Origin of the sequence: Pinisolibacter aquiterrae, from assembly GCF_019160155.1 — a bacterium.
GTDB lineage: Bacteria > Pseudomonadota > Alphaproteobacteria > Rhizobiales > Ancalomicrobiaceae > Pinisolibacter > Pinisolibacter aquiterrae.
Genome location: NZ_JAFNIH010000019.1, coordinates 616,341 through 636,084, shown reverse-complemented (window position 1 = coordinate 636,084; position 19,744 = coordinate 616,341). Strand labels below are relative to the sequence as shown.

General features: G+C 69.6%; 20 protein-coding genes and 1 pseudogene. 1 reads left to right on the top strand and 20 read right to left on the bottom strand.

The window, feature by feature from the left end:
* Entirely contained in the window at positions 1-636 is a 636-nt protein-coding gene (gene maiA, locus J3S89_RS07250) for a maleylacetoacetate isomerase (protein WP_217926793.1), read from the top strand.
* A 28-nt stretch (positions 637-664) separates the two neighbouring features.
* Here the strand turns inward: maiA and J3S89_RS07245 are convergent, their stop codons facing one another.
* The 20 genes and pseudogenes from J3S89_RS07245 to J3S89_RS07155 form a co-directional block, all read right to left on the bottom strand.
* On the bottom strand, positions 665-1,336 hold the full coding sequence (locus J3S89_RS07245; protein WP_217926792.1) for a Crp/Fnr family transcriptional regulator: 672 nt from the start codon (positions 1,334-1,336) through the stop codon (positions 665-667).
* 69 nt (positions 1,337-1,405) lie between these two features.
* Positions 1,406-1,816: a RidA family protein gene (locus J3S89_RS07240; protein WP_217926791.1), complete on the bottom strand. Its 411-nt coding sequence runs from the start codon at positions 1,814-1,816 to the stop codon at positions 1,406-1,408.
* Positions 1,817-1,887: 71 nt separating this feature from the next.
* Positions 1,888-3,090 carry an acyl-CoA dehydrogenase family protein gene (locus J3S89_RS07235; RefSeq protein ID WP_217926790.1) on the bottom strand — a complete coding sequence of 401 codons (1,203 nt, stop codon included), beginning with the start codon at positions 3,088-3,090 and terminating at the stop codon, positions 1,888-1,890.
* A gap of 62 nt (positions 3,091-3,152) precedes the next feature.
* Positions 3,153-3,635 carry a flavin reductase family protein gene (locus J3S89_RS07230; protein ID WP_217926789.1) on the bottom strand — a complete coding sequence of 161 codons (483 nt, stop codon included), beginning with the start codon at positions 3,633-3,635 and terminating at the stop codon, positions 3,153-3,155.
* 203 nt (positions 3,636-3,838) lie between these two features.
* Positions 3,839-4,537, bottom strand: coding sequence for an ABC transporter ATP-binding protein (locus J3S89_RS23085; protein ID WP_230489247.1), 699 nt, complete (start codon positions 4,535-4,537; stop codon positions 3,839-3,841).
* A gap of 210 nt (positions 4,538-4,747) precedes the next feature.
* A pseudogene (locus J3S89_RS23080) lies at positions 4,748-5,149 on the bottom strand (hemerythrin domain-containing protein); the annotation flags it as partial.
* An 11-nt stretch (positions 5,150-5,160) separates the two neighbouring features.
* Entirely contained in the window at positions 5,161-5,922 is a 762-nt protein-coding gene (locus J3S89_RS07220; protein ID WP_217926787.1) for an ABC transporter ATP-binding protein, read from the bottom strand.
* Positions 5,919-6,860 carry a branched-chain amino acid ABC transporter permease gene (locus J3S89_RS07215; protein WP_217926786.1) on the bottom strand — a complete coding sequence of 314 codons (942 nt, stop codon included), beginning with the start codon at positions 6,858-6,860 and terminating at the stop codon, positions 5,919-5,921. Before J3S89_RS07215 ends, J3S89_RS07220 begins: the two co-directional genes overlap by 4 nt.
* 4 nt (positions 6,861-6,864) lie before the next feature.
* A complete protein-coding gene (locus J3S89_RS07210) occupies positions 6,865-7,740 on the bottom strand; it encodes a branched-chain amino acid ABC transporter permease (protein WP_217926785.1) in 876 nt (291 codons plus the stop codon).
* 130 nt (positions 7,741-7,870) lie between these two features.
* Positions 7,871-9,019: an ABC transporter substrate-binding protein gene (locus J3S89_RS07205; RefSeq protein ID WP_217926784.1), complete on the bottom strand. Its 1,149-nt coding sequence runs from the start codon at positions 9,017-9,019 to the stop codon at positions 7,871-7,873.
* Between the two features lie 899 nt (positions 9,020-9,918).
* Positions 9,919-11,148, bottom strand: coding sequence for a cytochrome P450 (locus tag J3S89_RS07200; RefSeq protein ID WP_217926783.1), 1,230 nt, complete (start codon positions 11,146-11,148; stop codon positions 9,919-9,921).
* 24 nt (positions 11,149-11,172) lie between these two features.
* On the bottom strand, positions 11,173-12,621 hold the full coding sequence (locus J3S89_RS07195; RefSeq protein WP_217926782.1) for an amidase: 1,449 nt from the start codon (positions 12,619-12,621) through the stop codon (positions 11,173-11,175).
* A gap of 173 nt (positions 12,622-12,794) precedes the next feature.
* Entirely contained in the window at positions 12,795-13,622 is an 828-nt protein-coding gene (locus J3S89_RS07190) for a polysaccharide deacetylase family protein (protein ID WP_230489243.1), read from the bottom strand.
* A 15-nt stretch (positions 13,623-13,637) separates the two neighbouring features.
* A complete protein-coding gene (locus J3S89_RS07185; protein ID WP_217926781.1) occupies positions 13,638-14,369 on the bottom strand; it encodes an SDR family NAD(P)-dependent oxidoreductase in 732 nt (243 codons plus the stop codon).
* Positions 14,366-15,121: an SDR family NAD(P)-dependent oxidoreductase gene (locus J3S89_RS07180; RefSeq protein WP_217926780.1), complete on the bottom strand. Its 756-nt coding sequence runs from the start codon at positions 15,119-15,121 to the stop codon at positions 14,366-14,368. The genes J3S89_RS07185 and J3S89_RS07180 overlap by 4 nt, the downstream gene beginning before the upstream one ends.
* A complete protein-coding gene (locus tag J3S89_RS07175; RefSeq protein ID WP_217926779.1) occupies positions 15,118-15,834 on the bottom strand; it encodes an ABC transporter ATP-binding protein in 717 nt (238 codons plus the stop codon). Before J3S89_RS07175 ends, J3S89_RS07180 begins: the two co-directional genes overlap by 4 nt.
* Positions 15,827-16,609, bottom strand: coding sequence for an ABC transporter ATP-binding protein (locus J3S89_RS07170; RefSeq protein ID WP_217926848.1), 783 nt, complete (start codon positions 16,607-16,609; stop codon positions 15,827-15,829). The genes J3S89_RS07175 and J3S89_RS07170 overlap by 8 nt, the downstream gene beginning before the upstream one ends.
* The gene (locus tag J3S89_RS07165; RefSeq protein ID WP_217926778.1) at positions 16,606-17,517 is read right to left on the bottom strand and encodes a branched-chain amino acid ABC transporter permease; all 912 of its coding nucleotides are present in this window, start codon (positions 17,515-17,517) and stop codon (positions 16,606-16,608) included. Before J3S89_RS07165 ends, J3S89_RS07170 begins: the two co-directional genes overlap by 4 nt.
* Before the next feature lies 1 nt (position 17,518).
* Positions 17,519-18,391 (bottom strand): branched-chain amino acid ABC transporter permease, encoded by an 873-nt coding sequence (locus J3S89_RS07160; protein ID WP_217926777.1) that lies wholly within the window; start codon positions 18,389-18,391, stop codon positions 17,519-17,521.
* A gap of 154 nt (positions 18,392-18,545) precedes the next feature.
* Positions 18,546-19,697 carry an ABC transporter substrate-binding protein gene (locus tag J3S89_RS07155; protein ID WP_217926776.1) on the bottom strand — a complete coding sequence of 384 codons (1,152 nt, stop codon included), beginning with the start codon at positions 19,695-19,697 and terminating at the stop codon, positions 18,546-18,548.
* Between the last annotated feature and the right edge of the window lie 47 nt (positions 19,698-19,744).

Below are 19,744 nucleotides of genomic sequence, written 5' to 3'. Positions count from 1 at the left end.
ATGCGGCTCCACGGCTATTTCCGCTCCTCGGCGGCGTGGCGTCTGCGCATCGCGCTGGCGCTGAAGGGGCTCGCCCGGGAGGACGTCTTCGTGCACCTGCGCCGGGGCGAGCAGCGCGCGCCGGCTCATCTCGCGCGCAATCCGCAAGGGTTGGTGCCGGTCCTCGAACTCGACGACGGGACGATGCTGACCCAGTCGCTCGCGATCCTGGACTGGCTCGAGGAGACGCATCCGGCGCCGTCGATCCTGCCCGAAGGGGCGATCGAGCGGGCGCGGGCGCGGGCCTTCGCGCTGGCGATCGCCTGCGAGATCCATCCGGTCCAGAATCTGAGGGTGCTGAACCGGCTGCGGCGGGAGGCCGGGTTCGACGACGCCGGCGTCGCCGCCTGGGCGCGGGAGACCAACGCGGAAGGGCTCGCCGCCTGCGAGGCGCTGGTCGCCGATCGGCCGGGCGGCTTCCTCTTCGCCGGGCGGCCGACGATCGCGGAGATCTGTCTGGTACCGCAGCTCGGCAACGCGCGCCGGTTCGGTGTCGACGTCGCCCGCTTTTCGCGTCTTCTGGCGGCGGAGGCCGCCGCGCTCGCCCTGCCGGCCTTCGCCGAGGCCGCGCCGGAGCGTCAGCCGGACGCGGAGTGAGGCCCGGTCCGGCGGAGGCCGGACGGCCTCACAGGCGCAGCTTGCTCGGATCGAGGATGCGCAGGAGCTTGCCCTTGATCTCGATCGCGCCGATCTCGCCCAGGCGTTTCAGAACGCGGGTGATGGTGACGCGCGAGGTGCCGGTCATGGCGGCGATCTGCTCGTGGGTGAGGGAGATGCCGATGACCGTCGCGCCCTTTTCGGGCGTGCCGTAGAGTTCGGCGAGGCGGTGGAGAAGTTCGGCGACCCGCGTCTCCGGCCCCGAGGAGGCGAGATACTGGGCGCGGATGCCGAGCACGCGCTGCTTCATCGAGGTGATGCGCAGCAGCGCCATCGCCAGTTCGGGCATCTCGCGAAAGGCGTCTTCCATGGCGCGGGTGTCGAAGGCCACGGTCTCGACCGCGTCGAGGGCGACGGCGGAGGTGAACCGGGGCTTGCCGTCGAAGGCGGCGCCCTCGCCACAGATCGCCCAGCGCCCCATCACTTCCAGCACGAATTCCGAGCCGTCCTCGCGCGAGGCGAAGATCTGCACGTGGCCGCGCAGCACGAAGTGGAAGCGGGTGTCGACGTCGCCCTGCCGATAGAGGAATTCGCCCTTCTCCCAGGCGAGCTTCTTGCCGAGCGGGACCGCGCGAATGAGCGGCCCCGCGTCGGCGGCGGCGAGATGCCAGGTTTCGGTGGAACGCGACTTCGTCGACATGGGGCCCTCGTTCGTCGGGGAACCTCGCCGGGGCACCCCTCGGAGAGAGGGGTGTGGGGCGATCGAAGGTCACTTCGCCGCGGCGACGGCCTTGATCTCGATGATCAGATTGGGCCGAGCCAGCGAAGCGACGCCGAGAATGGTCCAGGTGGGGAAGTCGCGCGTGACGAACTCGTCCTTGACCTCGCGGAAGATCGAAAGCTGGTCGTCGATGCGGACGTGATAGGATACCAGCTCGACCAGATCCTCGAAACCGAGTCCTTCCGCCTCGAGAATGGCCCCGAGACGCACGAAGGCGCAACGGATCTGCTCGGCCGGATCCTCCGGCACACTGCCGTCGGGGCGAAGACCGACCTGGCCGGCGACGAAGACCAGTCCGCCGGCCTTGACCGCCGGCGAATACTTGAAGAGATCGAAGACCTTGTTGCCGCCGAAGGTGGGATGATCCTCGGGCAGGCGCAGGCGCTGGATTTCGGACATGGTCGTACTCCTCTGGAACGAACGACGAGGTGAGCGCCGGAGCGTGTCGCCACGCTCCGGCGAAGCGGGGATCAGATGCGGGCGTTGGCCGGCAGCGGCAGGCCGAGCAGGGCGCGGCCGTGCAGTTCGGCGGACGGATCGACCTGCATCAGGAAGTGCGAGGCCATGGCGTGGAGGTCGCGGAAATAGCGCTCCACCGGGCCGGGCGGCAGCAGGCTGCCGCCGAGGTTGCGGACGAGATCGTCGGCGGCGTCGAGGACCGTGTCGCAGATGGTGGCGCCGTCGACCCGGTAGCGGGTGCGGTCGGTCACCGTGAAGTCGCGACCGGAGACGGCGATGTCCCACATCTCGTCGACGTCGCTCATCAGCCGGTCGAAGCCCATCTCGATGCGGCTCGCCGCCTTGCCGAGCTCGGCGAGCGAGAAGCGGTCCTCGGTCTGCGGCGTGCCGAGACCGGCCGGCAGGCGGCGGCGGACGATCTCCACGTAGTGATCGACGAGGCCGGCGGCGACGCCGGTGATGGCGGCGGCGATCGACATCACGAAGAGGCTGGTGTGGGGGATGCGATACATCGGCCCGCGATTGCGCTCGGTGCCGGGCACCGTCGAGCGCTGGACGTCGGCCCACAGGAGCGAGCGGCCGACCGGCACGCGGGCGCCGTCGAGATAGACGTCCTTGCTGCCGGTGCCCTTCATGCCGAAGACCTCCCAGCTCGCGTCGTCGATGCGGAAGCTCGCCTTGGGCACCAGCACCAGCCGCATCTCCTTCGTTCCCGTCTCGGTCGGCGCCTCGACGAGGACGGCGGCCCAATCGCAGACGTCGACGCCGGAGGCGTAGGTCCACTTGCCGGTCAGCACGTAGTGACCGTCCTCGAGAGTCGTCGTGACGCCACGGCCGACGTTGCCGGTGAGCGCGATGACGACCGCGTCGGAGCCGTTCGGGAAGACCTCGTCCTGGGCGGCGACCGGGAACATCCCGGCCATCCAGGGATGCAGTCCGGCGAGGGAGAGGATCCAGGCGGTGGCGCTGTCGCCACGGGCGATCTCGCGCGACACCCGCCACAGGACCGAGGGACGCATGCCCCAGCCGCCGCATTCGATCGGCTGACAGATGCGGAAGAAGCCCTCCTCGCGGAGGCGGCGCGCGACCGCATCGGAGATGCGCTTGTCGGCGTCGTGGCCGGGGCCGGCCTCGCGCAGCATCGGGATCATGGCGCGGGCGGCATCGACGAGGGCCTCGGGCGAGGGGGCGGGACGGGGAGCGGCGAAGGTCATCGGGAACCTCTCGTGGACATCTCTGCGGTCGGCGAAGGGGAAGAGGAGGGGGACGGGGGTGGTCACGCGGTGAGGGCGACGTCGGCGTAACGGCCGGCGGCGTAGACGAGGGCGGGCGCGGGCGGATCGGCGGCGACCATGTCGACGACCTCGCCGTAGACGACCTCGTGGTCGCCGGCGGTCTGGGTGAAGGCGAGACGGCAGACGAAGGCGGCGTTGGCGCCCTCGAGCACCGGCGCGTCGGCGGCGCCGGACGCCCAACGGGCGGGCGAGGCCGTGCCGGCGCCGCCGCCGTAATGGCGGGAGACGTCGTCCTGACCGGCGGCCAGTACGTTCACCGAGAAGTGCCCGGCCGCCTCGATCAGCGGCAACAGGCGGCTCTCACGGCGGACGCAGACGAGCAGCATCAAGGGATCGAGGCTGACGGCGGTCACCGCGTTGGCGGTCATCGCCGCGACGCCGTCCGGCGTCGCCACGGCGACGACCGTGATCCCGGTGACGAAGCGCCCCATCAGGGTGCGAAAGCGCCGTGTCGGATCGGACATGAAGGGATCTCCGTTTCGTTCCATCGGTCTCGACGCTAGCCGGATCGAGGGCCGCGGGTCTGTATCGGACGATACCGTCCCGATTCTATTTTCTTCTTTTCTTACAATGAGATGTGGCGCTCGCTCGGGCGCGCGAGAGGAGCGCCTCCGGCGCGTCTCTCCGGTCCGCTGCCCGTCGCGGGCGCCGGTCGGGGGCGCGCGCGTCACATGCCGAGATAGGCCGCTCGCACCTCGTCGCTCGCCAGGAGATCGGCGCCGGTTCCGGTCAGCGTCACCCGGCCGGTCTCGAGCACGTAGCCGCGATCGGCGATGGCGAGGGCGGCGGCGGCGTTCTGCTCGACGACCAGGATGGTGATGCCGGCCGCCTTCAGGCTCTCGACGAGCGCGAAGACCTCCTCGACGAGGAGCGGCGCCAGACCCATCGACGGTTCGTCGAGGAGAAGCAGCTTCGGTCGTCCCATCAGGGCGCGGCCGATCGCCAGCATCTGTTGCTGACCGCCGGAGAGGGTGCCGGCCGGCAGCCTGCGCTTCTCGTGGAGGATCGGGAACATGGCCCAGATCCGATCGAGATCGGCGTCGCGTCGTTCGGCCGGGGCGGTGTAGGCGCCGAGCCGCAGGTTGTCCTCGATCGAGAGCGGCCCGAACACCTGGCGGCCTTCCGGGCTCTGACAGATGCCGCGGCGAACGCGATGGCCGGCCTTGAGGGCGGTGATGTCCTCGCCGTCGAAGACGATGCGGCCGGCGGTCGCCGGCTGCACGCCGGAGAGGGTGCGCAGGATCGTCGTCTTGCCGGCACCGTTGGCGCCGACGAGGGCGACGATCTCGCCGGCACGGACCTCGAGGTCGATCCGCTCCAGCGCCTTGATGCGACCATAGGCGGTCTCGAGGCCGGTGACGCGCAGGAGCGGTTCGGGCGTCGTGTCGGTGGCGAGGACGCCGCTCGCATGGCCGCCGAGGCCGACCGTCTCCGGGGCCAGCGCGGCCATGCGGTGGACGAGGGCACGGAAGGCGATACGGGGATGGGGACCGAAGAGCGGATCGTCGTTGTCGCGGAAGGCGGCGTCGACGGCCTCCCAATCGGCCGCCGTCAGAGCCCGGCGCGCGCGCGGCAGGATCTCGGTCTCCTCGAGACGGATGTGATCGATCTGCGCCTTCGCATAGGCGGCGAGCCGGTCGGCGAGGTCGGCTTCGGCGCCGGCCTCGTCGCGCAGCACGGCGGTGAGGGCGGCGCGCAGGCCGGCGAGCCGCTCCGCCCCGACGCGGTGATCGGCGCCGAGCCGGTCGAGGAGGGGGGCGGCCTCGGGATCCCTCTCGCGCAGGCGTGGGAAGAGGAGGTCGTCCTCCTTGGGGTGATGGTAGCGATCGACGAAGCCCTCGAGATAATCGAAGAAGGCCTCGAAGAAGGCGGCGTCGACGGTGTTGCCCTGCCGCAGTTCCGTGGCGACGGCGTCGACCGCGCGGGTCAGGCGCCACAGATCGGCATGTTCGCGGCAGATGATGGTCAGCGCTTCCATGGGGCCGCTCCTCACGCGTGTTTGCCGAGATAGGCGGCGACGACGTCGGGGTGGCGACGCACCTCGTCGGGCGTCCCCTCCACCAGTTTCCGGCCGTAGTCCATCACCAGGATCCGGTCGGAGAGCGACATCACCATCTTCATGTCGTGCTCGACGAGAACGACGGTGACGCCGTCGGCGGCGATGCGGCGGACGAGCTCGCCGACCTCGATCGTCTCGCGCGGGTTGAGGCCGGCGGCCGGCTCGTCGAGGAAGAGGATGCGGGGGCGGGCGGCGAGCGCGCGAGCGATCTCCAGGCGTTTCAGGATGCCGTAGGAGAGGCCGTCGGCGCGGGCGTGGACGTGGTCGCCGAGGCCGACGAAGGCCATCAGCGCCTCCGCCTCCTCGCGCAGCTCGCGATCGCGCCGGACGAGGCCGGGCCAGCGCAGGGCGGCGCGGATCACGTTGCGATCGAGGCGCAGATGGGCGCCGACCATGACGTTCTCGCAGGCGTCCATGTTCATGCAGATCTGCAGGTTCTGGAAGGTGCGGGCGACGCCGAGGGCGGCGAGTTGATCGGGGCGGCGGCCGGCGACGTCGACGCCGTCGAGACGGATCTCGCCCTGCGTCGGCGTGTAGACGCCGGTGATCAGGTTGAAGAGCGTCGTCTTGCCGGCGCCGTTGGGGCCGATCACCGAATGAACGACGCCCGCCTCGACCGCGAAGCCGACGTCCTGCACCGCCTTCAGACCACCGAATTCCTTGGAGAGCGAGACGACTTCGAGCAGGCTCATCGACGCCTCCTCTCGAAACGGGCGGCGAGCGTCGGCACCAGACCCTTGGGCAGGAAGATCATGCAGAGGACGAGAACGGCGCCGTAGGCGACCGTCTCCCAGCCCTCGAGCGTGGCGAGCAGCTGCGGCAGGGCGGTGAGCAGCACCGCGCCGACCACCGAGCCGAACACCGACGCCATGCCGCCGACGACGACCATGGTGAGCAGCTCGACGGAATGGCCGAAATCGGCGAGCGCCGGCGAGACGAAGCCGACGTAATGGGCGGTGACTGAGCCCATCAGTCCGGCGAACATGGCCGACATCACGAAGACCGCGACCTTGTAGCGGGTGACGTCGACGCCGACGACGCGGGCCGCCACCTCCGAGCCGTGCAGCGCCCGCATCGCCCGCCCGAAGGGGGAATCGATCAGGTTGAGCGAGGCCCAGATGCTGACGAGGAGCAGGGCGCCGACGATCCAGTACCATTGCCGGTCGGAGACGACGTCGATGCCGAACAGCGTCATCGCCGGCACCGGCATGCCGTCGGGGCCGCCGGTCCACTGCGCCTCGTTGCGCAGGACGATGTTGACGATGATGCCGAGGCCGAGCGTCGCCATGGCGAGATAGTGACCGCGCAGGCGGAAGATCGGGCGGGCGACGACGGCGGCGAGCGCGCCGGCGGCGAGCGAGCCGGCCGCCATCGCGGCCAGCGGATGCCAACCGAAATGGGTCGGCAGGACCGCCGAGGCGAAGGCGCCGAGACCGATGAAGCCGGCATGGCCGAGGCTGATCTGGCCGGCGAAGCCGATCAGCAGGTTGAGGCCGAGCACCACGACGGCGTTGATGCCGGTGCGGATCGCCAGATCGAGATAGAAGCTGTTCGGCGCGACGAAGGGGATGATCGCGACGACCGCGGTGACGATCGCCAGACCGACGAGGGAGGTGATCCGGTTGGTCATGGTCTCACACCCGCTCGGTCGTCTTCGGTCCGAACAGACCGCTCGGCAGGAAGAACAGGATGAAGAGGATGAGCACGAAGGGCACCGCGTCCTTGTAGGAGGACGACAGCCAGCCGGCGCAGAAGGCCTCGATCAGCCCGACCAGCAGGCCGCCGACGATCGCGCCGAGGCCGCTGCCGAGCCCGCCGACGACCGCGGCGGCGAAACCCTTGAGCCCGAGCATGATGCCGACGTCGAAGGAGGTGAGGGTGATCGGCGTGATCAGGATGCCGCCGAGGGCGCCGAGGGCGGCGGAAAGGGCGAAGCTGACGCGCAGCACCCGGTCGGTGTCGATGCCGACGAGTTCGGCGGCGGTGCGGTTGATCGCGGTGGCGAGCATCGCCTTGCCGGCGAGGGTGCGTTCGAAGAACCAGGCGAGCGCCACCACCACCGCGGCCGAGGTGGCGAGCACCCACAGGCTCTGCGGCATCAGCGCGGCGCCACCGATCAGGATGGGCGCGTCGCCGGAGAAGGACGGCAGGGCATGGGATCCCTTGCCGAGCCAGACCTGGACGGCGCCGCGCAGGACGAGCGATACGCCGATGGTGACGATCACCAGGGCGAGCGTGTCGCCGCGGCCGACCGGCTCGATCGCCAGTTTTTCCATGAGCACGCCGACGAGCGCTGCGACGGCGACCGCCAGCACGATCGCGAAGGGCAGGGGCACGCCGAGACCGACCAGGAAGACGGCGAGCATGCCGCCGATCATGATGAACTCGCCCTGGGCGAAGTTGATCACGTGACTGGCGTTGTAGATCAGCGTGAAGCCGAGGGCGGCGAGGGCGTAGGTCGCTCCGACCGTCAGGCCCGAGAAGGAGAATTGCAAGAGCTGTGCGAGCACCGTTCGGCCTCCTCGCGGTTTTCGGGGATCGGACGACGCGTCGCGCCGGCCTCCGGTCCGTCGCGCTCGGCGGGGCCGCACGCGCGGGCGTCGCCCGGGGTCGGAGGCGGCGGCCTCCGACCCCGGCCGGTCACTTCGCCTCGACCCAGACGCCGTTCTTCACCTCGAGCAGGCGCAGGCCCCAGAGATCGAACCCCATGTGGTCGGTCGCCGACATGTTCACCTCGCCGCCGGTGCCGATCCACTTCGAGGTCTTCTCGATCTCCTCGCGGACCTTGGCCTTGTCGGTGGTGCCGGCGCGGCGGATGGCGTCGACGACGATGAAGAAGTTGTCGTGGGCCTGACCGCCGAACATCGACACGCCTTCCTTCCAGGTGTCGGTGTAGGTCTTCACATAGGCGCTCACGACCGGCTTCTGCGGATCGCCGTCGGCGAGATGGTCGGCGATCATCAGGGCGGGGGCGAGCGCCTTGACGCCCTCGGCGGCCGGGCCGGCGATGCGGATGAACTCGTCGGAGCCGACGCCGTGGGCGTGATAGACGGGCAGATCGATGCCGAGCTGGCGGATGTTCTTGGTGACGAGGGCCGGACCCTGGCCGAAGCCGAAGACGAAGATCGCCTGGATGCCGGGGGCGTTGCGGATCTTGGTCAGCTGCGGCGTGGCGTCGGTGTCCTTGGTGCCGAAGGTCTCGTCGGCGACCAGGGAGACGCCGTATTTGGCGAGGACCGAGAGGGTCTGGGTGCGGCCGGACTGGCCGAAGCCGGAGGTGTCGGAGAGGAGCGCGATCTTGGTGATGCCGCGCTGCTTCATGTCGTAGAGGACGCGCTCGGCGGCGATGCGATCGGTGGTGGAGGCCTTGAACACCCACTTCTTCACCGGCTCGACGACCACGACCGCGCCGGCCAGCGACATGAAGGGAACGCCGGCCTTCTCGACGATCGGAACCATCGACATGGTCGAGCCGGTGGTGGTGCCGCCGACGATGAAGTCGACCTTGTCGTCGTCGACGAGACGCTTGGCGAAGGCATTGGCCTTGTTGGCGTCGCTGCCGTCGTCGTAATGGACGAGCTCGAGCGGACGGCCGAGCAGGCCGCCTTCGGCGTTGAGCTTCTTCACGTACATCTGCAACGTCTTCAGTTCCGGGTCGCCGAGATAGGCGGCGGCGCCGGTGACGGAAAGAACGGAACCGACCTTGATCGGCTCGACGGCCAGTGCCGCCTGGGCAATCCCTGCGGCGAGCACGATGCCGCCGACCAACGTCTTGAACACACCTCGCATTTCGGTCGCTCCATTCGTGTTGTTCGCAGTCGAACGGCGTCGATCTCACCGCAGAGGCGAGCCGCTGTTCGCTTCAGATCTTCGATCGTCGGCCGGCATCGTTCCGATCTCCTCGGGTGAAGGAGATCGATGGCCGCTCTGTTCCACATCGTCGAGCTTAGGGGGCGCCATCCGACATTTCTGTATCCCCCTATACAAAACTACTGATCTCGCGAAAGAACCTCGCGGCGTCTGATCGACACCGATCGCGCCGGTCGCCGGCCGACGTCTGTCCTCGAAGGGGAGGGAGACCGACGTTCTACCTGCCGTGTGACCGCTTTTTCACTCGATATTGTTCGCATATGCAGCATCGTGATCAAGTCTTGGGCAGGATCGGTTCGTCCGGCGCGCGCAATGCGGACTGTCGATGCTTCATATCGATCTCGAGTTGCGGATCGCGCCGGCCTGGATCGTAGCCGGCGGCCCGCGCCGATCTCGCGCATTTTTTCGGACGCGTCACGCACGCCGCCGCCTCGCCGGCCGGGGAGGCCGACCCGCGTCGCGGGCCGTCGTCCGGGCACCGTCTCCGGCGGCGATCAGGGAACGGCGGAACCGATGTCGTGGAACGCCCTTCCAACCCCGACCGGCCGACCGGGCGCCGCCGGAGAGCGCGCTTTCGATCTCCGAGGTCGATCGGGTGTTCGGCGCCGTCGGCGGGGTGGCGTGCCTCGCCTCCGCGCTCGCGGGCGGTCAGGCGGGCGAGGCGTCGATCGCCACCGCGACGACGCTCGGCGCCACGATCCCGCGCACCCACCGTCCGGCGGGGAAGGAACGGATCAAGCTCGAGGATCCGCGGAGCGAGACCATCGTCGGAGGCGCCGGTCGGCCGCGATCGCGACGGCGGCCGGGCCGAGGTGGCCTCATCGCGCGGCGACGAGTTCCACCGGGACGGATCGATGGGCGCGTAGATTGTTGTTCAGGCGCCGCGTCGCGGGGCCGACCGGCACGATCTCGCGGACGCGCTCGATCAGGGCCTCCAGGATCAACTCGCCCTCCATGCGGGCGATCATCTGACCGATGCACATGTGGATGCCGGCGCCGAGGGCGACATGGGAGTGCTGCGGCGGGCGGTCGAGCCGGAACGCGTCGGGGTCGTCCCAGGCGGCGGGATCACGATTGGCCGAGGCGAGCAGCAGGATGATCTTGTTGTTCGCGGGAACCGGAACACCGTCGATCTCGACGTCCTCCATCGTCAGCCGGCAGACGGTCTGGATCGGCGTCTCGAGGCGCATGGATTCGTCGAGCACCCGGCGGACGAGGGTCGGGTCGGCGCGCAGGGCGGCGTATTGCGCCGGCGCCTCGGCGAGATGGTGGACCGCCGCCGAGATCATCGAGGTCGTCGTGTCGAGCCCGCCCCGGATGAACGAGCGAATGAGGAGCGGCGCCACCTCCGGCGCGATCTCGCCACGGTCGGCGGCCTCGTAGATCTCGCGTCCGAAGCCGTCGGCGGCGAGGGCGTCGCGCCGCATCTGGCTGTCGTTCCAGTCCATGATGCCGGCGGCGGCGGCTTCGGTGGCGAGGAAGCGGGCGTTGCGCGGCCCCTGGCCGTCGAAATTGAGCGCGCCGAGCAGCATCAGCCGCGCTCGTCGCTCGGGATGGTCGGCCCAGCCGATGGCGGCGGGAAAGAGGTCGCAGACGAAGGCCTCGGCGAGGTCGGTCGCCGCGTCGACGCGGCCGCGCTCGACGAGCGTGTCGACCAATGCGCCGGCCACCGGCCGGAACCGTTCGCCCCAGGACTTGATCAGCCGAGGCGACAGCACCCGTTGCAGCGCCTTGCGGATCGCCGTGTGCTGCGGCGGATCGACCTCGACGATCGGGCTCGGCGCGCGCCAGGCGTCCGGGCGGCGGATGTCGGCGATGCCGGAGCCGGAGGTGGAGGAGAAGCGGCGCCAATCCTTCAGCGTCGGCAGCACGTCGGCGTGGCGTCCCATGAAGTAGACGCCGTATTTCGGCACGAAGGCGACCGGACCGGCGGCGCGAACCGCGGCATGGAGGGGGAAGGGGTCGGCCAGGGCCACGTCGGCGTAAGGGTCGACGTCGAGGATCGGGACATTGTCCGGGACCGGAACGTCGGTGCTGCTGATCGGCATGGGGACCCCCTCTCTTCGATGTTCCTAGCGCGGCATGTCCGGAAGCGACGGCCAGAGGGCCGCGGTCTTCCAGGTGTCGGTCTCCTCGAGCCGCGCAGCGAGGCGCAGGATCGTGTCGTCGCGGCCGAAGGGCGCGATCAGCTGCAGGCCGATCGGCAGGCCCTGGTGACGCCACAGCGGCAGACTGGCCGCCGGCTGGCCGGAGGCGTTGACGACGGCGAGGAACGCCGTCACCTCGCCGGCGTGATGACGGAAGGCGCGGAAGTCCGGCTCGTCCATGGTCAGCGTGCCGAGCGGGATCGGCGGGCTGGTCAGCGCCGGCGACAGGATGAAGTCGTAGCCGTCGATCATGCGGGCCATCATCCGGCCGGTGGCGTGGACGACGTTGACGGCCTCGGCATAGTCGGGCGCGGTCATCGTGGTGCCGCGTCGATAGCCGTCGAGGATCGCCGGTTCCAGGTCGGCGACGGTCGGCTCGCGACCGCTCGCGGCGAGCTTCTTGCGCACCGACAGGGCGATGTTGGAGGCCATGACGGCGACGATGGCGTCGAGAAAGCCGGGGTAGTCGAAATCGGGCGGATCGATCGGCACGATCTCGTGACCGAGGCTCGCGAGGAGCGCGGCGGTGTGGTCGAGCCCCGCGAGACAGGCGGGATCGACGGCGACGCCCCAGGGGTCGCGCCAGACCGCGATGCGGAGCGGACGGGCGAAGGGAGTGGCGAGGCCCTTCTCGAAGTCGCCGCCCTCCGGCGCCGCGTAGGGGGCGCCGGGTTCCATGCCGGAGACGAGATCGAGCACGCGGGCGGTGTCGCGCACGCTGCGGGTCAGGACGCCGTCGGCGGCGAGGCCGGCCCAGCCTTCGCCCCGGAACGGACCCATCGGCACGCGTCCGCGCGTCGCCTTGAGGCCGAAGACGCCGCAGGCGGCGGCGGGAATGCGGATCGAGCCGCCGCCGTCGCTGCCGTGGGCGATGGGGACGACCCCGGCCGCGACCGCCACCGCCGCGCCGCCCGACGAGCCGCCCGAGGAACGGTCGAGCGCGAAGGGGTTGCGGGTCGGGCCGCCGTTGCGCCGGCCCTCGGTGGTCGGGGCCATGCACATTTCCGGCACGGTGGAGCGGGCGAAGGTGAGGAAGCCGGCGTCGCGGAAGCGAGTGGTCAGCGTCGCGTCCTCGCCGGCGGTGGTGCCGTCGAACAGCGCCGAGCCGATGCTGGTCGGCAGGTCGGTCGAGGCGAGGCCGGAATCCTTCAGGAGGAACGGCAGGCCGCAGAATTTTCCCGGCTCGATCCGGGCCCGGTCGGCCTCGGCGCGCGCCGCCTCGAAGCGGCGGTAGGTGAGCACGTTGCAGCTCCGGTCGACGGCCTCGGCGGCGGCGATGGCGCAGTCCATCGCCTCGCGCGGGGAGATCTCGCCCTCGGCGATGAGGTCGGCGAGGGCGATGCCGTCCAGGGCCCTGTAGTCTTCGAATGTCATGCCGTCTCCGTTCCGGCGAAGCGTGGGGCTCCGCCGGATTCACAGGAAGTGATCGTCGTGGTCGGAGCGCGTCGGTGTCGTTCGACGTGCTCCCTCTCTTCGGTGGAGCGGGCGGATCCCCGCGAGACGGTCCCCCGTCCCGCGCGCTCCGGCGGTCGCCGCCGTCGAGCGGCTCAGGTCCGCGTCGCCGACCAGGCCGCCGCGACCTCGCCGCCGCGAGCGAACCAGACGCCGGGGAACGTCTGCATCCACCCGATGAATTCGCGCAGCAATGCGATGCGGGACGGCCGGCCGGTGACCTGCGGATGCATGGTCAGATTGAACAGCCCGCCCCAGCGGTAGATCTCGCGAAACTCGTCCTGCCAGACCTGCATCATGTGATCGTTGGTGACGATCGTGCGGGGCGCGCGCACCGAGAACAGCGCGAAGGGCGCGTCGTCGAGGCTCCAGTGGACCGGCAGTTCGACCGGCCCCTCGCTCCCGTCGGCGAGCGTGTGGCGGTAGGGGTTCACGGTGTCCATCAGCGAGCTGTCGTAGGCGAAGCCGTAGCGCCGGAGGAGCGCGATCATGTTCGGGCTCGTCTCCCAGGCGGGGGAGCGGTAGCCGGTCGGCGTGACGCCGAGGGTCGCCTTCAGCGCGTCCAGGCCCTTCACCAGCGCCTCTTCCTCGCGCTCGGGAAAATCGGGGTCGATCCATTCGTGCAGGTAGCCGTGATGGCCGATCTCGTGACCGCCGCGCAGGATCGCCTCGCAGGCGCCGCCGTGGTGTTCGGCGGTCCAGCCGGGGACGAAGAAGGTCGCCGGGATGCCGCAGCCGTCGAGCGTCTCGAGGATCTTGGGGACGCCCACCTTGGCGCCGTAGGTGCCCTGGGACAGGGTGCCGGGGCGCTTCGCGTTGGCGGGGTCGCGCGACAGCCACAGCGTCTCTGCGTCGAAGTCGAAGGACAGCATGACCGCGACCCGATTGCCCTCGGGCCAGTTCACGGGATCATAGTCGTTCACCACACTTCTCCTCTGTCAGAACGTGCCGCGGGAGGTGAGCCAGCCGCCGTCGACCGCGACGATCTGTCCGGTGACGAAGGACGCGGCGTCGGATCCGAGGAAGCGGATCACCTCGGCCACCTCGGTCGGCGCGCCGATGCGCTTCAACGGCGTCCCGCCGACCATCGTGGCGGCGTATTCCCGGTCGCCCTCGATCTTCTCGCGGGTCATGCCGGTCAGGATGCAGCCGGGCGCGACCGCGTTGACGCGAATGCCCTGCGGGCCGAGTTCGGCGGCGAGCTGGCGGGTGACCTGGGTGATCGCGCCTTTGCTGGCGGCATAGGCGGTGGTGCCGATGCGCCCGACCTCGCCATAGACCGAGGCGAGGTTGACGATCGCCCCGCCGGGCGCGCGGATCTGACCGAGGAGATCCCGGGTCAGCCGCAGGACGGCGCGCAGGTTGATGCCGACGATGTGGTCGAGGAGCGCGTCGTCGGTCTCGGCGAGCCGGCGGGACCCGCCGACGCCGGCGCAGTTGACGAGGAGATCGAGTGGGCCCAGGGCCCGCGCGGCCTCGGCGATGCGGGCGGGCGCGTCGGCGGCGGCGAGGTCGGCCTCGACAACCCGGGCGGGGCTGCCGGCGAGCGCGGAGACGTCGCGGTCGACCGCGAGGACCGAGACGCCGTCGGCCAGCAGGAGGTCGACCGTGGCGCGGCCGATGCCGCCGGCGGCGCCGGTGACGACGGCGGTGCGTGCCTTCGCGTTCATGCCAGCCTCCCGCCGTCGACGGGAAGCGACACGCCGGTCGAATAGGCGGCGGCGTCGCTGGCGAGATAGAGCACGGCCTCGGTCACCTCGCTCGGCTTGCCGAAGCGGCGCAGCGGGTAGAGCGCGAGATAGGCCTCGCGGCGCGCCTCGGCGTCGGCGCCGGCGGCGGCGAAGGTGCTCTCGAGCATGGCGGACTCGATCGAGCCCGGGCAGACGGAATTGACCCTGACGCCGTCCTCGGCGAAGGCGAGGGCGAGACTGCGCGTCAGCAGCGCGACGGCGCCCTTGCTGGCGGAATAGGGTCCGAGCGCCTTGGAGCCGGTGAGGCCGGCGGTCGATCCGTAGGTCACGACGGCGCCCTTCCTCAGCCGCAGCGCGGCGGCGCAGAGCTGGACCGTGAGAAGCGTGCCGCGCACGTTGAGCGCCAGTAGGCGGTCGAAGTCCTCCGGCGCGGTCTCCAGGATCGGAGTGCCGCTGCCGATGGTTCCGGCGGCGGTCGCCAGCAGGTCGAGGCCGGCGGAGAGGTCGATGCCCGCCCAGGCGCGGCGCGTGTCGGCGATCGAGCCGAGGTCGCAGACGTGGATCTCGGCCTTCGGGCCGATCTCCTCGGCGAGCGCCGCGAGAGGGGCCTCGGCGCGATCGAGGAGAACGAGGCGGCCGGCTCCTTCCCGCGCCAGTGCCAGCGCCAGATCGCGGCCGAGATGGCCGGCGGCGCCGGTGATCAGCACCGTCTTTCCGGTGAAACGCGTCATGACCGTCCCTTTCCGAGATAGAACTCGCGCAGTTCCTCGATGTCGACGTCCGGTCCGTTCTTGCGCGAATAGGCGAAACGGCCCTCGCGCAGGATGTGGATCTCGTCGGCGAGTTCGAGCGCCATGGAGACGTTCTGCTCGACCAGGAGCATGGTCAGGCCACGGCCGCGCAGCTTTCGAATGATGTCGGAGATCTCGCCGACGACCTTCGGCGCCAGCGCCGCCGAGGGTTCGTCGAGGAGCAGCATGCGGGGCCGCGCCATCAGTGCCCGGCCGAGCGACAGCATCTGCCGCTCGCCACCTGAGAGGAGGCCGGCGGCGGCCTTGCGGCGGGTCCTCAGGCGCGGGAACTCCTGGTAGACCATCTCCAGGTCCTCGGCGACGCCGTGACGGTCCTTGCGCCGGTGATAGGCGCCGACCAGGATGTTCTCCTCGACGCTGAGGCCGGCGAGAACCTCCTTGCCCTGCGGCACCAGGCTCAACCCCTCGGCGGCCATGGAATGGGCGCCGAGTTCGTCGATGCGGTGGCCGTCGAGCAGGATCTCGCCGCTCGTCGGCTTGACCAGGCCGGCCACCGTCTTCATCGCCGTCGACTTGCCGCTGCCGTTGCTGCCGAGGATCGCGCTCAGCCCGCCGGTCGGCACGACGAAGTCGAGGCCGTGGAGGATCTGTACCTTGCCGTAACCGGCATCGACGTTTCTGCACTCAAGCATCGGCCGCGCGCCCCAATCCGATGTAGGCCTCGATGACCTTGGGATCCTCGACCACGACGTTCGGCGCGCCGTCGGCGATCTTCTCGCCGTAGTCGAGCACGACGACGCGGTCGCAGACCGACTGCACGACGCGCATGACGTGCTCGACGAGGAGCACGGTCACGCCGAATTCGTCGCGCATGCGGCGGATCATGGTGATCAGACGGTCGACGTTGACGGGGGAGAGACCCGCCGCCGGTTCGTCGAGGATGAAGAGGCGCGGACGCGTCGCCAGCCCACGGGCGAGTTCCACCATCCGCTGCTGACCGATCGACAGATCGGTCGCGAGCTTCTCGGCATGGATGTCCATCTCGAAGAGCTTCAGCGTCTCGCGGGCCTCGGCGCGGGCCGCCAGCCGCCTCTCGCGGGCCTCGCGGCTCTGCAGGAAGGAGGAGACGTAGCCGGCGCCGGACTGCTGTTGCAGCGCGAGGACGACGTTCTCTTCGACCGTGAGGCTGGAGAAGAGGCGGATCATCTGGAAGGTGCGGGCGACGCCGAGCCGGGCGATCTCGTGCGCCGGAGCGCCGGTGACGTCGCGGCCGTCGACGCGGATGCGGCCGGCGGTGGGGGCGAGCACGCCCGTCAGCAGGTTGACCACGGTGGACTTGCCGGAGCCGTTCGGGCCGATCAGCCCGACGATCTCTCCCTGTCCGACCGAGAAGTCGAAGGCGTCCAGCGCGACCATGCCTTGGAAGGCCTTGGTCAGGGCTTCGGTTTCGACGATGGGGGCCGTCATTTCGCCCTCCGTTGCGCGAGGGTTCCGGCGAGCCCCTGGGGGGCGACGATGATCACGGCGATCAGCAGGGCGCCGAAGAAGATGTGCTTGTAGTCGGCGAGACCGGACAGGAGCTCCGGCAGCAGCACCAGAAGGGCGGCGCCGAGGATCGGCCCCCAGAAGCGGCCGCGCCCGCCGAGCACGACCATGGTGACGATCGAGGCCGACGTCATGACCGTGTAGTCGTCCGGGGTGACGCCGCGGATGTGATAGGCGGAGAGGACGCCGGCGGCGCCGGCGAGGCTCGACGAGATCGCGAATGCGATCAGCTTGATCGCATTGGTGTTCATGCCGATCGTGCGGGCCAGCGTCTCGTCGTCCCGGACCGCTCTGAGCGCATCGCCGAAGCGCGAGCCGGTCAGCAGCCGGATGACGATCAGGGCGACCACGGTCACCCCGAGCACGAGGTAGAAATAGGCGGAGAGGGAGCCGAAGCCCTCGATCGGGTCGATCGAGATCCCGTATTGGCCGCCGGTGAAGTCGGTCCACTGGGCGAGGATCAGGTAGACGACGGTCTGGAAGGCGATCGTCATGATGGCCAGGAAGTGCCCCTGCGCGCGCAGCGAGGGCAGGCCGAGCAACAGGCCGAAGAGGCCCGCGACGAGGGTGCCGGCCGGAAGATTGATCCAGAACGAGGTGCCGAGGTCGCGACCGAGGATCGCCGCCGTATAGGCGCCGACGCCGAGAAAGGCGGCGTGGGCGAAGGAATACATGCCGGTCCAGCCCATGACGAGGTCGAGGCTGGCGGCGAGGACGACGTAGATGCAGACGACGATGGCGACGTTGACGAAATAGCCGCCCTGCAGAACGCTCGGCACGAGCGCCATCAGGATCGCCAGGAGGAGGAGGAGGGACAGGTTCGTACGCATGTCAGGACCTCTCCGTCTTCAGGCCGAACAGCCCCTGCGGACGGACCGCCAGCACGGCGATGACGATGAGGAAGCCGATGATGTCGCGCATCTCGCTGCCGAGATAGCCGGTGACGAGCGCCTCGACGACGCCGAGCCCGAGGCCGGCGACGATCGCCCCCTCGATGCTGCCCATGCCGGCCATGACGACGACGATGAAGGCCTTCATCACGACGAGCACGCCGCCGCCGGGCTGGACCATGAAGACGCTCGACATCAGCGCGCCGGAAAGGCCGGCGAGGGAGGAGCCGATCATGAAGGTGACGACGGCGACCCGGCGGACGTTGATGCCGGAGATGCGGGCGACCGTGGCGTTCTCCGACAGGGCGCGCAGCGAGAGCCCGACCCAGGTGAAGCGCAGAACGACGAGGAGAACGGTGACCGTGACCGCGGCGGCGGCGACGATGGCGATGCGCTCGCTCGTCAGGAAGACCGAGCCGAGCCGGATGGCGCCGGCGGGCAGTCCGCTCTTGGCGATCATCGGCTCGGGGCCGGCGACCTTCAGGAACACGTTCTGCAACAGGATCGACAGGCCGAAGGAGGCGATGATCACGTTGGTCGGATCGTGCTTGCCGATCGGCAGGAAGATGAACCGCTCGACGCCCCATCCGAAGGCCGCCATGCAGACGATCACCAGGACGAGCGCCGGCAACGGCGGGAAGCCGAGCAGCTGCGAGCCGAGCACGGCGAGATACCCGCCCAGGACGTAGAACTCGCCATGGGCGAAGTTCACGATCTTCAGGATCCCGAAGATGAGGGTCAGACCGAGCGCGACGAGCACGTAACTCGATCCGATCACCACTCCGTTCGCCAGAAATTGTGGCAGAAGCGCCATGCCGAACCCCTTGTCTTCAAGCCTCGTGGCCGGCTGGTGACCTTCGGACGGCGCCGGAAGGACACGAGCGTCGCGGCCCGGATCGGCGGATGCCCGTTCGGGAGAGTCTCGCTTCACGGCGCCTCGACGGGGTCGCGGCGCCGTGAACTCGGTTTCAGTCGAACGGCATCCAGACGCGCTTGCCGTTGCGGACGATGGCGAGGCCGATCGTGAAGGCGACGCCGCCCTTCTCGTCGAACTTGGCGGTGGTGCCGTCGGGGCCCTGGACGAGCGGGAAGTCGCCGAGTTTCATCAGCTGCTGCCGAATGGCGGCGCCGTCCGGCTTGCCGGCGCGGCGGGCGGCCTCGATCAGCGTGCTCATGGAGTCGTAGCCGAGGGCGCTGTAGACGTCGGCGTCCTTGCCATAGGCGGCGCGGAAGGCCTTGGCGAATTCGGCACCGTGCTTGTTCGGGGTGCTCGGCTCGAACATCGAGGAGACCGCGAAGCCCTCCGAGGCCGGTCCGGCCAGTTCGATCAGCTTGTCGCTCATCATCGAACCGGAGCCGACGATCTGAATCTTGATCCCGAGCTCACCTGACTGCTTGATGATCTGCGCGCCGGAGTCCATCAGGCCGGCGATGTAGACCGCGTCGGGCGCCTGGGCGCGGACGTTGGTGAGCGTCGAGTAGAAGTCCTTCTCACCGGGGTTGTAGGATTCCATGGAGAGGATCTTGCCGCCGGCGGCCTCGTAGTCCTTCTTGAACTGGTCGGCCAGGGACTTGCCGTAGATCGAGTTCTCGAAGAGAACGACCGTCTTCTTGGCCTTGAGCCGGTTCAGCGTGTCTTCGGCGGTCTGGCGGCCCTGGGCCACGCTGCCGGGGAAGGCGCGGAAGAACCAGGGGTCGCCGGCCGTGTTGGCGTCGGTGACGGCCGAGGAGGTGGAGCCGGCGGAGACCATCGGCACCTTGTATTCGCGCGCGACCTTGGTCTCGGCGGCGGCCACGGCGCTGACGTAGGTGCCGCTGATGGCGACGACGCCGTCCTGCTCGACGAGCTTGCGAACCGCCGTGACGCCCTTGGTCGGATTGCCCTCGTCGTCCTCGATGAAGACCTTCACCGGCTCGCCGAAGGCGCCGCCCTTCTCGTTCGCCGTCTTGATCGCGAATTCGATGCCTTCGCGGATCGACGTTCCCGCCAGCGAGGCGGACCCGGACAGGGGCAGCAACACGCCGAGCTTGAGCTGTTCGGCGTGGACGGCCGGGGCGGAGAGGGCCGTCAACGACAGCCCGAGAGCGACCGCCTTCGCGGTCTCGAATAGAGTCGCCATGTTCACCTCTCACGTCCGTGGGATATCGATTTTCGATTTTTTATATT